This is a genomic window from Microcoleus sp. B9-D4 (genome assembly GCF_036705105.1).
Lineage (GTDB): Bacteria > Cyanobacteriota > Cyanobacteriia > Cyanobacteriales > Microcoleaceae > Microcoleus.
Window position 1 is genome coordinate 119342 of record NZ_JAUBTS010000004.1, and the last position, 12285, is coordinate 131626.

9 protein-coding genes and 1 tRNA gene are annotated in these 12285 nt (G+C 45.6%); all 10 read left to right on the forward strand.

Going from position 1 to position 12285, the window contains the following annotated elements:
• The first annotated feature begins 17 nt into the window (after positions 1 to 17).
• Positions 18 to 413: an arsenate reductase, glutathione/glutaredoxin type gene (gene arsC, locus QUB24_RS03750; RefSeq protein WP_333150775.1), complete on the forward strand. Its 396-nt coding sequence runs from the start codon at positions 18 to 20 to the stop codon at positions 411 to 413.
• A gap of 201 nt (positions 414 to 614) precedes the next feature.
• Positions 615 to 1601, forward strand: a complete 987-nt coding sequence (arsS, locus tag QUB24_RS03755; protein WP_333150777.1) for an arsenosugar biosynthesis radical SAM (seleno)protein ArsS — start codon at positions 615 to 617, stop codon at positions 1599 to 1601.
• A gap of 297 nt (positions 1602 to 1898) precedes the next feature.
• Complete coding sequence (locus tag QUB24_RS03760) at positions 1899 to 2624, forward strand: TVP38/TMEM64 family protein (RefSeq protein WP_333150779.1); 726 nt, start codon at positions 1899 to 1901, stop codon at positions 2622 to 2624.
• Between the two features lie 295 nt (positions 2625 to 2919).
• Complete coding sequence (locus QUB24_RS03765; protein WP_333150781.1) at positions 2920 to 5484, forward strand: ATP-binding protein; 2565 nt, start codon at positions 2920 to 2922, stop codon at positions 5482 to 5484.
• A 241-nt stretch (positions 5485 to 5725) separates the two neighbouring features.
• Positions 5726 to 6625: a methyltransferase domain-containing protein gene (locus QUB24_RS03770; RefSeq protein WP_333150783.1), complete on the forward strand. Its 900-nt coding sequence runs from the start codon at positions 5726 to 5728 to the stop codon at positions 6623 to 6625.
• An 85-nt stretch (positions 6626 to 6710) separates the two neighbouring features.
• A complete protein-coding gene (locus tag QUB24_RS03775; protein ID WP_333150786.1) occupies positions 6711 to 7439 on the forward strand; it encodes an HAD family phosphatase in 729 nt (242 codons plus the stop codon).
• 120 nt (positions 7440 to 7559) lie between these two features.
• Positions 7560 to 7632: transfer RNA gene (locus QUB24_RS03780), tRNA-Ala, on the forward strand.
• A gap of 539 nt (positions 7633 to 8171) precedes the next feature.
• Positions 8172 to 9494 carry an urea ABC transporter substrate-binding protein gene (urtA, locus tag QUB24_RS03785; RefSeq protein WP_333150788.1) on the forward strand — a complete coding sequence of 441 codons (1323 nt, stop codon included), beginning with the start codon at positions 8172 to 8174 and terminating at the stop codon, positions 9492 to 9494.
• Positions 9495 to 9870: 376 nt separating this feature from the next.
• Positions 9871 to 11025 (forward strand): ABC transporter permease subunit, encoded by a 1155-nt coding sequence (locus QUB24_RS03790; RefSeq protein WP_333150791.1) that lies wholly within the window; start codon positions 9871 to 9873, stop codon positions 11023 to 11025.
• A 27-nt stretch (positions 11026 to 11052) separates the two neighbouring features.
• Positions 11053 to 12195 (forward strand): urea ABC transporter permease subunit UrtC, encoded by a 1143-nt coding sequence (gene urtC / locus QUB24_RS03795; protein WP_333150793.1) that lies wholly within the window; start codon positions 11053 to 11055, stop codon positions 12193 to 12195.
• Positions 12196 to 12285 lie beyond the last annotated feature (90 nt).

A 12285-nucleotide genomic window follows, 5' to 3' on the forward strand; every position in this document is an offset into this window, starting at 1 on the left:
AATAACCAACAAAAACCATGAAAAAAGTAATGTTTGTTTGCAAAAGAAACTCCTGCCGATCGCAAATGGCAGAAGGATTTGCTAAAACCATCGGAGCCGGCAAGATTGGAGTCACCAGTTCCGGGTTAGAATCAAGCAGAGTTCATCCGACAGCAATTCAAGTCATGTCAGAAATCGGCATTGACATCACTGATCAAACATCAAACCCATTAAGCGAATTCAATGCTGAAGACTACGATGCAGTAATTTCTCTCTGCGGCTGCGGCGTGAATTTACCCGAAGCGTGGGTATTGCGAGAAGTGTTTGAAGATTGGCAACTCGACGATCCCGACGGACAACCCATCGAAACTTTTCACCGCGTTCGAGATGAAATTAAAGCACGAGTTGAAGCATTAGTGGACTCTCTAAAGTAAGATTAATAGTCCTACAGGCACGGGTGGTCAGAAACTGGGTTTTTTTCTCAGAACACGCTTTACATCCCGCACAAACGGCAAAAAACCCGGTTTCTTGGGTTTTGATGCGTCCAGAACTATTAGAATTAGTGCTAAATTATGAGAGGCGTTCCGCCGGAACGCCTCTACATTCGTTGCGAGCACAGACCAAAAGGTTAGCACATGATTCAGACAGCAGTCACCCCTTTCAAAAACAAAATTAACTCAGCTTTAACTAAAAAGCAGATTACAGTTTTACAAATTAATCTCGGCAAACGCTGCAACCTCGCTTGCACTCACTGCCACGTAGAAGCTAGCCCGACACGAACAGAAGAACTTTCCCCGGAAATTTGCGACCAATTAATTGAAATAATTCGCCGCTTTCCTCAAATTCAAACTGTTGACCTCACCGGCGGTGCTCCCGAAATGCTTTACGGTTTTAAACCGCTAGCGGAAGCTGCCAGGGCGGCAGGTAAAGAGGTCATTGTTCGTTCTAATTTGACGATTTACTTTGAAAAAGGTTTTGAAGATATTCCCGAATATTGCGCGCAGCAAAAACTCAGAATTGTGGCGTCGCTTCCCTGCTACCAAGCTGACAATGTGGACAAAATGCGTGGCAACGGTGTTTTTGACAGTTCGATTCGGGCGCTGCAAAGGCTAAATCAGTTGGGATACGGAAAAAACCCAAATTTAACTCTGGATTTGGTGTACAATCCACAAGTGCCGGCAACAGACAAGTTTTCGCTAACACCGGAACAAGGCAAGTTAGAGGAAGATTACAAGGTTTATTTAGCCGAACATTTTGGGATTTGTTTTAATCAATTGTTCGCGATTACTAATTTGCCGGTGGGACGAACTAAGTTTCATTTGGAACATAAGAAACTTCACAAGCCTTATCTGGGGTTTTTGGAGGATAATTTTAATCCCGGTACTCTGGAACATTTAATGTGCCGTAACGAATTGTCGATCGACTATTTGGGCAATGTCTACGACTGCGATTTTAACCAAATGGAAAATCTGCCGGCGAAAACTGGCAGCGGGGAAAAGATAACTGTTGCTAAATTGCTCGAATCTGGCAGTTTAGATGTGATTCAAGAGGTGCAAACTGCTGCTTATTGTTACGGCTGTACGGCGGGTAGCGGTTCTAGCTGTGGCGGTACTTTGATTTGAGCAATACAGTAGGGACACTCCAAGAGCCCATAGGTGTCAAGTTAAGGTAGAACCCATAGTCCGGCAGGGGTTTCAACCCCTGCCTCAAAGCTAAAGTCCTCGCTTCAGAGGACTGAAGAAGTTATTAGTCCTCTTGAGAGGACTTTCGCTATTAGACAGGGGTTTCAACCCCTGGCGGACTGGCGGGTGGGCGGATGGACTTGGCGGGCTAACAGCTTAAGTTGACACTAATGGGCAGTGCCGTGTCCCTACCCTGGAAACGACGGTGTATGCAATTTAGACTGGGGAGTTTAAGTAATGAATGATTCGCGATCGCCCGATGAAAATCCGCCGCCATCAAATAGGTGGAAACTGATTTTAGGGATTGGTTTAGTTGTGGCTTTGATTGTGGCGACTAAGTTTTTCAACTTCCAAGGAATTCTGAAAAATGCCCTGGAGTCGATCGCGAGTCTCGGCCCTTGGGGCCCGGCAGCTTTTATTCTAATTTACATTGTCGCAACAGTTCTATTTATCCCCGGTTCTTTGCTGACTCTCGGTTCGGGCGTTTTGTTTGGAGTCGTTGGCGGTTCGGTTTGTGTTTCCATCGGCTCGATTTTAGGTGCAACTTGCGCTTTTTTGGTAGGGCGGTATTTAACTCGCGACTGGGTTTCCAAACAGATAGAGGGCAATCAAAAATTTAAGGCGATCGACTCCGCAGTTGCTTCTGAAGGATGGAAAATTGTGCTGCTGACGCGACTTTCTCCCATTTTTCCGTTTAATTTGCTTAACTATGCTTTTGGAGTCACGCAGGTATCTCTAAAAGATTATTTTTTGGCATCTTGGATCGGCATGATTCCCGGAACAGTCATGTATGTTTATATCGGTTCCCTGGCCGGGAGTTTGGCTGCACTTGGATCTAGCGGGCGATCGCGCACTGCTGCTGAGTGGACTCTTTACGGCATTGGTTTGGTAGCAACGATCGCCCTCACCGTTTATGCAACCCGCTTGGCTAAAAAAGCTTTAGACGAAAAAATTTCCCCTTGAAACCAAAGCACAAATCAGTAAAATTGTCAAGAGAGTTTTGCTCATACATTATAATACATTGGCAATCTAAAAAACTCCGTATTTTCTCTGTGTTATTTACAATTATTTTGTTATACAAACGAGATAGATATTAAAGATATCGTAAAGCACAAACCTCAAATAGGTAAATCGAAGGTCGAAATATAAAATTGATGCCAAAATAGAAGGCGAGTGCCCAACCTTAAGAAAAATTGTTTGCAATCCGGAATGTAAGTCTTACCATTTTAGATTTTAGATTTTAGATTTTAGATTGGGAATGACTGATGACCACCAGGGTTGGCAGCACCGGTCTACAGTTGCATTATTTTCTGAAACTGGTTTCACGACTTGGCTGATATTAATTCTGCCGAATGACCAATACAGTTTGATGAATTTGATTCGGAGAGAACATTTGATGATGCAAAACCCAGCAAATCAAGCCGGATCTGTGTCTGCGCCGCCGCCACACCAAACAAAAAAGCTGCGCCAAATCTGGGACAACATCAGCAATTCTGCTCAATCGCAGTGGCAGCAAGCGCACAGTCTTTGGCAACACAGACGGCAGCGCCGCCATTTGCTGACCCTGCTAATTCTGGGTACCACCGCTTTAACCATTAGCACAACTGCTTGCATCAGCTATTTTTTTGTACGCGGACTAATCCTTGACAATTTAAAGCAAATAGCACTATTAAAACTAGAAAAAGGCACCGATGAAATCGACCGCTGGCTAAGCAGCCGCAAAGCAGAAATAGAAACCATTGCTTACGATCCTACGGTTGGCACTCTCAATTGGCAATTAGTCGAACCCCGGTTGCAAGGAGAAATATACAGATTAAAAGAGTATTTCATCCTGTCATTAACTCAATCGGACGGCTCATTTATCAACACTTTAGGCAACCGCGCGAACAGTAAAGACCGCCAACACTTTCAAAAAGCAATGGCCGGACAGCTCAACGTTTCCGACCCGCTGATCGGCCGCAGTACAAAAGTTTCTACGATTATTATTTCAGCTCCTATTTGGGCCTTGCCCCCCGCTCCCAATCAAGTAATTGGAGTCCTATCGGGCAGCATTAAATTAGACCGAGTAACATCTGTCGCTAACAGCTTACTATACGGTTCCGAAAGTTATGCTTTTGCGCTCAATTCACAAGGAGTGCCAATTGTTCATCCCAATAATAACTTAATCGGAAATATCGACCAGGAGGCCCCAAGCTTTTTACACTCAAAAGACCCCGCACTCTCCACAATTGCGCGGCAGATGATCGACCGCCAGACGAACATCGAACTGGTAAAAATAGATAACAAATGGGTGTATGTGGCCTATGCTCCCCTCAAGGAAGTTAACTGGTCGATGGCTTTAGTAATTCCCCGCGAAAATATTGAATCCCAACTGCAAGCATTAAATTTGCTGACATCCGTAGTCGCCGGACTGCTCATCCCGGCAATGCTAGCAGCCATTTGGCTAATTTACTCCTCCGAAAACAATCGCGCTCAAGCGGAGCGAGAAGCCATGCTCAACCGGATTGCCGGACGCATTCGCGCTTCTCTGGAATTAGACCAAATTGTGCAAAGTACAGTAGAAGAAATAGTAAGTTTGCTACACCTAGAACGGGCGGCTTTTGGTTGGTACAAACCGCAAGAAAAAAGGTTACAAATCCTGTGGGAATGTTGCCCATCTGATTCTCCGACACAAGCCATAAATTTTGAGTCTTACTTTCTCGAAAATGTGTTAGTACGGAGTGGTCAAGGCGAACCAATTATTCTTTCGAGCGACACTTGGGCCAAGGGTGTAACTCAACCGCCGGAACTTAAAGCTAATAGCTATTTAGCCGTACCTGTCCAGACTCAGAACCAGCCGCAGGGTTATTTAATTTGTAGCCACGCTACTCACTGGCTTTGGAGCCGGGAGGAAATCCAACTATTAAAAGCTGTAGCCGACCAATTGGCGATCGCAATTACTCAAGCTCACCTTTACAGTCAAACCCAAGACCAAGTAAAACTGCTTAATAGTGCCTTAAATGAACTGAAAAAAACTCAAACTCATTTAGTGCAGAGCGAAAAAATGTCATCTCTAGGTCAAATGGTGGCTGGAATAGCGCACGAAATAAATAACCCAGTTAACTTTATTTCGGCTAATTTGCCTCACACTAGCAAATATACTAAAGATTTATTAGAGTTGGTGAGTTTATACAAAGAAGCATTCCCAGAGGTGCCCCAGGAAATCGCAGATTTTAGCGAAGAAATCGAGTTAGAATTTATCGAGGAGGATTTGCCGCATATATTGAATTCTATGAAAATAGGAACCGAACGCATTCGCAGCATAGTTCTTTCTTTGCGAAACTTTTCTCGTCTGGATGAATCTGACAAAAAGCTAGCGGATATTCACGAAGGTATAGAAAATACCTTGCTGCTGCTCTCCAACCGCATTAAAAATAGAATTTATATAGTCAAGAAATACGGAAAAGTGCCTTCAGTCGAGTGCTATCCCTCTCAGCTCAATCAGGTGTTTATGAACTTGCTGAGTAATGCGATCGATGCCTTGAACGAGATCGATCGCCTGGATAAAATTATTACTATTTCCACGGGAGTAGTTCGCGAACATGGCGGTAAATTTCTGAAAGTGGCGATCGGCGACAACGGCCCCGGCATTCCCGACAGCGTTAAAGACCAAATTTTTAACCCATTTTTTACTACTAAAGAGGTGGGCAAAGGCACGGGTTTGGGGTTAGCAATTAGCTACAAAATTGTAGTGGATGGACATGGTGGTAGCATCACAATTGCTAAACCTCCGGGGGGAGGAACGGAATTTTTGGTTAAAATTCCTATTATTAACGGAAAGTAAAACGATTTTAGATTTTAGATTTTAGATTTTGGAAGACCAGATGAAACAAGCTTTTGAAGCTGGTATATAGTTGCCTTCTTTTGAGAAACTGGTATAAGTAGGAAGAGGGAAAGGAAGCCGACGGATTTTGTAACGGAGGTAAGGGATAGAGGGAAGAGGGAAGAGGGGATCAACAGTTTTAATTAATGCTAAATTTACGGCGGTTGGCTAAAATTAGAAGAGTTTTTGTTAAAGGTGTTTTATGGCTGTTGGCAAGGATACAATTTTCGAGCGCTTTTTGTCGCCCCTGATGCGACTGGCGATCGACGAAGAAGCACTGAAACGACTATACGAAGGTATCGACTGGGAAACAGCGGGCGATCGCTACCGACAACCCGATTTAGTTTATCCCGAATATTACAGCAGCCAAAACTTTCACGGCATTAAAGGCGGCTACCTCAACCCCAGCGCCGCCGTTTCCTACGATCCCATCACGCAATATGTTTTGCCTCCCCACGAAACAGTCGTCAGGCAAGGATTAATTGACGCTGTGCGGGTGAAACCGCGCCGAATTATCGATTTGGGATGTGGCACGGGTTCGACAACGCTCATGCTCAAGCAGGCTTTTCCCGAAGCGGAAGTAGTCGGGCTGGATTTGTCGCCTTATATGCTGGTAGTTGCCGACATGAAAGCGCAAAAAGCCGGCTTAAATATCCAGTGGTTGCACGGAAATGCCGAAAGCGTTGCTTTTGGCGATGCTAGCTTCGATTTAGTCGCAGCTTCCTTGCTGTTTCACGAGACGCCACCTGCTGTATCGCGGGCAATTTTGCGAGAAAGCTTCCGACTGCTGAAGGTTGGGGGACAAGTGGCAATTTTGGACGGAAATCAAAAAACTTTGCGGCAAACAGAGTGGCTGACTGATATCTTTGAAGAGCCTTATATTAAGTCTTACGCGGCTGGCAGCCTCGATGCTTGGGTGGGGACGGCAGGATTCGCGGCGGTGCAAACTCACGAACACTGGTGGGTGAATCAGGTGACGCAGGGCGTGAAACCTTTGCCGGGGGAAGATTTGGAACAGGCTAAGGTGGCGACGGGGTGGAATTGGGGCGATCGAACTCCTGATTTTGATGGCGATTTACCGGGCATTCCAGCTCCGGCTTGATGTATTAATTGTTGATTGTTGACTGTTGACTGTTGACTGTTGACTGTTGACTGACTAATGACTAATGACTAATGACTAATGACTAATGACTCTAAAAGCAGTTTTATTTGATTTTAATGGTGTGATTGTTAATGACGAGCCGATTCACGAGAAAATCATCGATCAATTGATGCTCGATGAAAATCTCCAGCTCAAACGTGGGGAGTTTCGAGAAATTTGTTTGGGAAGGAGCGATCGCGCTTGCATTACCGAACTACTCAAGCGCCGAGGACGATATCTAACAGAAACATATCTCGATCGACTCCTGCAGCGCAAGGCCCAAGCTTACAAAGCTCAAATAGATACTTTGGAGAAACTCCCGATTTATCCGGGTTTGGCAGAATTTCTTGATAAAATTCGGCCCGCCGGACTGAAAATGGCCGTAGTTAGCGGGGCAATGCGATCGGATATAGAATTGGTGTTAGATCGGGCCGGTTTGGCAGCAAACTTTGAGTTAATTGTTGCAGGCGATGACTTGACGGCGAGCAAACCAGCACCCGACGGCTATCTATTGGCTGTGGAACTTCTCAACCAGAAATATCCCGACTTTAACCTGCAACCGATCGAGTGTTTGGCGATAGAAGATACTTTTGCGGGGATTGAAGCAGCGAAAAAAGCGGGGATTCAGGTTGCGGGTGTGACTCATACTTACCCGTTTCACATGATCCAGCGCCAAGCTAATTGGACGGTGGACTATTTTGCTGATTTAGAGTTGGATAGAGTGGCGGCACTTTGCTCGATCGCCCCCACTGAGCCGACTGCGGAAAACACTTGACCTTTTTAGCAGTTACGTGCTAGTGTAAGTGACGGTCTGCGAACGTGAGAGCAAGCAAAACCTGTCAGTCTTTTAGATTCGGCAATCTCGCATCTAAAATGCTAAATTAAAACTCAATCAGGGGAATTAGCTCAGTTGGTAGAGCGCTGCGATCGCACCGCAGAGGCCAGCGGTTCGAGTCCGCTATTCTCCATAAATCAGGGGCATTTCTACAGGTGACGATCGTACTCAAAGCGAAGTGCGATCGTCACCTGCTTTGATACTCGCCTATGAGTGTGCGATCGACCCGGTTGCTGCCTAAGTTTTAGCATCAAAAACTTGTCGAGAGCGAGAAACCCGCTTTCTATGCAAGTGCGATCGACCCGGTTGCTGCCTAACTGGTAGCATCAATAAGATAATTTATGTAAAGAAACCAGGTTTCTAATGTCACACTAATTCCTGAAAAGACGTATTTGGGCGTCTAAACCAGGTTTGCCAAAAAAATCCGCTACGCCCGCGATCCCAACCCTGATGTCATCAGTCAATCGAAAATCGAAAATCTAAAATCTAAAATGGTATCACCCCGGTTTCTGGCGCAGTTGCCCTCAATCCCACAAAACATTCATTTTGTCAAAAACAATAAGTTTTGTAGCTAAAAATACAACAGTTTGCTGAAGCGAGTCTTAATATCAAGTCGCTATGTGTTATTATTCTCAATCATCAGACTCATCTGTTCAAGAGTAACAAGAAAAAATGACAAAGCGATTCGATCGGCGGAAATTCCTTTTATACGGTTCTGCTACCCTAACATCAAGTTTATTTCTAAAAGCTTGTAGAACTCCAACTCCAACAGCAACTCCCGCCGCTTCTCCTTCTCCAACTTCCACAGGAACACCAGCAGCAGCCGGGGGCGGAAACACGATCAAAGTAGGAATTTTGCATTCCTTGAGCGGCACGATGTCAATCAGCGAAAAAAGCGTTGTCGATGCCGAACAATTAGCGATCGAAGAAATTAATAAAGCTGGGGGTGTCCTCGGAAAACAAATCGAAGCAGTCATAGAAGACGGCAACTCAGACTGGCCGACTTTTGCAGAAAAAGCCAAAAAATTGATCGACCAAGATAAAGTTGTCACCGTCTTCGGCTGCTGGACATCCGCTAGCCGCAAAGCAGTATTGCCGGTATTTGAAGAAAAAAATCATATGCTCTGGTATCCCGTACAATACGAGGGTCAAGAGTGTTCCAAGAACATCTTTTATACCGGGGCTGCGCCGAACCAGCAAATCGAACCAGCAGTTGACTGGCTGCTAGAAAATAAAGGGAAAAAATTCTTCTTAGTCGGGTCTGACTACGTTTTTCCCCGCACGGCAAATACCATTATCAAAGCACAGCTAGCAGCCAAAGGCGGCGAATTAGTTGGGGAAGATTACATTCCTTTGGGCGGGACAGAAGTCACGCCAATTATTACTAAAATTAAGGCAGCTTTGCCAGACGGCGGCGTCATTTTCAATTCTCTCAACGGCGACAGCAACGTAGCATTTTTCAAACAGTTGCAGGGTGCAGGTTTGGGCCCGGACAAATATCCGTCAATGTCTGTCAGTATTGCAGAAGAAGAAGTAAAGGCGATCGGCGTAGAATATCTTAAAGGCCATTACGCCGCCTGGAATTACTTCATGACTGTAGAATCTCCGGCCAATACAAAATTTGTGGAAGCTTTCAAGGCAAAATACGGTAAAGATAGAGTGACCAATGACCCGATGGAAGCAGCTTACATCATGGTTTACCTGTGGAAGCAAGCCGTCGAAAAAGCAGGGACAGCCGACGATTTGGAAAAAGTACGGGCCGCAGCTTTGGGTCAAACCTTTGACGCGCCAGGGGGCACAGTAACGATGGATGTTAACCATCACCTTTCTAAATTTGTGCGGTTGGGCGAAGTTAGAGACGACGGTTTATTTAACATCGCTTTTGCTACACCAGAAGCAGTGAAGCCGGTGCCTTGGAATCAATTTGTCGCTGAAACAAAAGGCTTTGCTTGCGATTGGTCAGACCCCGCAAAAGGTGGCAAATTCAAAGCTTGATAAGTAGGTAATACCAATTTTGTTAACGTTGGCAACGTATATTCGATTGCCCTAGGGTTTGTCTTTAAACCCGGAGATCCCCCCCGGCCCCCCTTAATAAGGGGGGAGTAAGAGCATTCTTTCGTCAATCCCTACTCCCTTAATCAGGGGGAACTGGACTCTTCAAAGTCAACCCCTACTCCCCTTATTAAGGGGGAACTGGACTCTTCAAAGTCAACCCCTACTCCCCTTATTAAGGGGGATGCGAGGGGGATCGAGACTCGGCTACAAGCGAAATATACAGAGGGTTTTAGTTCTAAGTTGACACCAATGGGGTAAAATCCGCCCCTAATTATCCGCGAACAAAGTTAACAGACTTGATGCAGGAGTAACAAAATTGGCGATATTAGATGGTTTATTTAACGGCCTTAGCATCGGCGCTGTTTTACTAATTGCAGCCCTGGGACTAGCGATTATTTTCGGGCTGATGGGCGTGATTAATATGGCTCATGGCGAGTTGATGATGCTGGGGGCTTATACAACTTTCGTGGTGCAAAATGTCTTCAAAGGTATCGGAGGATTTGCTTTTGAAACCTATATTTTATTTGCAATTCCCTTAGCATTTTTAGTAGCTGCATTGGTAGGATTGATTCTCGAACGCGGAGTGATTCGCTATCTTTACGGGCGACCGCTAGAAACTCTGCTGGCCACTTGGGGCGTAAGTTTAATTTTGCAGCAGTTTGTCCGCAGCGTTAGTTGGGTGCTGGTAATTGGGATTGCGGTGTTTTGTTTGCTGTTTTTTGGCGGTTTGCGGGTGCTGAAATCGCGCCTGGATTTCGATCGCATTCGTAACAAAATTATCGCCCTAATTTTGCCTTTATCTTTGGGTATTTCCTGGGCGGTGAGCGCCTTTTTAGGGCAAACTTACAAACTGGCAGTAACTCAACCTTGGTTTGGCGCTCAAAATGTGGACGTAACTGCACCGAAATGGTTGCGCGGTGGCATACCGCTGGGCAATTTTCAGTTGCCCTACGCCCGAATTTTTATTATTGTGCTGACAGGAATTTGTTTGGCGGGAATTTACCTATTTTTGCAAAAGTCTGTGTGGGGATTGCGGATTAGATCCGTGACGCAAAATCGCAGCATGAGTGCGTGTTTGGGTATTCCTACCGAACAAGTAGACGCGCTGACTTTTGCTTTGGGTTCGGGGCTGGCTGGTGTCGCTGGGTGCGCGATTAGTTTGATTGGTTCGGTAGGGTCAAATACTGGACAAAATTATATAGTCGATACGTTTATGGTGGTGGTTGTGGGCGGTGTCGGCAAGATTGTGGGGAGTGTAGTTGCTGCGATCGCGATCGGCACTGCAAATTACCTGATCGGTTCGGGAACCTTAGCATTAATGTTCGCTCCTGTCAAGCCTTTAGCCGACTTCTTCACATTTTTCGCCACAACCAGCATGGCAAAAGTAATGGTATTCGCCTTAATTATGGCTTTTCTGCAAGTGAAGCCGGGAGGGATTTTCCCGCAAAAAGGGCGGACGGTAGAAAATTAAAAATTACAACTGCGAGTGTAGCGAAAAATGCAGAACAAACATCAAAAACCCTGGCTAAAAGAAGCGGCAATTGTCAGCGCGATCGCCCTCACATTCATCTTACTCATCCCAGGAATACTGCCCGACGTTCGGCTCAATCAATTGGGGCGGTTTTTAGCACTAGCAATTGCAGCCCTCGGCATAGACTTGATTTGGGGATACACAGGTTTACTTAGTTTAGGGCATGGGGTGTTTTTTGCGATCGGCGGCTACGCTTTCGCCATGCACCTAAAATTGCAAATTCCCCCAACCGCCAGCAGTCAATTGCCAGAATTTATGAACCTCTACGGCGTTACCGAACTCCCCTGGTTTTGGCAACCATTTTATTCATTTCCCTTCTCAGCATTAGCAGTAGTTCTCATCCCCGCCATCTTAGGCGCACTTTTAGGTTATTTAGTATTCCGCAATCGAATTCGAGGCGTTTACTTTTCAATTCTCACCCAAGCAGCAACCATTGTATTTTTCAACTTCTTTAACGGTCAGCAAAAACTGATTAACGGCACCAACGGACTCACAGACTTTAAAACCTTGTTCGGAGCCACAGTCAATGACCGAGATACTCAATATATTTTCTACATTCTCACCATACTATTTTTAGCAGCAACTTACGCCCTCTGCCGATGGCTGACCAGCGGGCGTTTTGGCCGGCTGCTAGTAGCCATTCGCGACGACGAAGTGCGCCTGCGTTTCTCTGGTTACAATCCCACAGGCTACAAAGTTTTAGTCTTTGCAATTTCCGCCGCCTTAGCAGGGATTGCAGGCGCATTATTTACCGTACAAACCGGAATCATTTCGCCAAAAGCAATGGATATTGCCTTTTCAATTGAAATGGTAATCTGGGTCGCAGTGGGAGGTCGCGCCACATTATCGGGAGCAATATTGGGAACACTGCTAGTCAACTTTGGCAAAAGTTTCTTGAGCGAACAATTCCCCGAAGTTTGGCTATTTTTCCAAGGCGCGCTATTCCTAATAGTAGTCACAGTGCTGCCCGACGGCTTAGTCGGATGGCTGCAACATCAAGGTTTCGGCCAAATCCGCAGCTTGTTCAGAAGACCCAAGTACGCATCTACTTATCCCAGCCTGGAACAAGACCCCCAAGTGCAGCTCGAAAAAGAAGAACTTGAACATTGAGTGCAAAAATATCGTGTAATTTATAAGTAGGCTGACATAAATAAATTTCACCTACAACAGACAAACAAAGCAATCGCAATAGACTTGACA

Coding starts and splice junctions, on each gene's coding strand:
- arsC (WP_333150775.1), top strand. CDS start 18: ATGAAAAAAGTAATGTTTGTTTGCAAAAGAAACTCCTGCCGATCGCAA.
- arsS (WP_333150777.1), top strand. CDS start 615: ATGATTCAGACAGCAGTCACCCCTTTCAAAAACAAAATTAACTCAGCT.
- QUB24_RS03760 (WP_333150779.1), top strand. CDS start 1,899: ATGAATGATTCGCGATCGCCCGATGAAAATCCGCCGCCATCAAATAGG.
- QUB24_RS03765 (WP_333150781.1), top strand. CDS start 2,920: ATGACTGATGACCACCAGGGTTGGCAGCACCGGTCTACAGTTGCATTA.
- QUB24_RS03770 (WP_333150783.1), top strand. CDS start 5,726: ATGGCTGTTGGCAAGGATACAATTTTCGAGCGCTTTTTGTCGCCCCTG.
- QUB24_RS03775 (WP_333150786.1), top strand. CDS start 6,711: ATGACTCTAAAAGCAGTTTTATTTGATTTTAATGGTGTGATTGTTAAT.
- urtA (WP_333150788.1), top strand. CDS start 8,172: ATGACAAAGCGATTCGATCGGCGGAAATTCCTTTTATACGGTTCTGCT.
- urtC (WP_333150793.1), top strand. CDS start 11,053: ATGCAGAACAAACATCAAAAACCCTGGCTAAAAGAAGCGGCAATTGTC.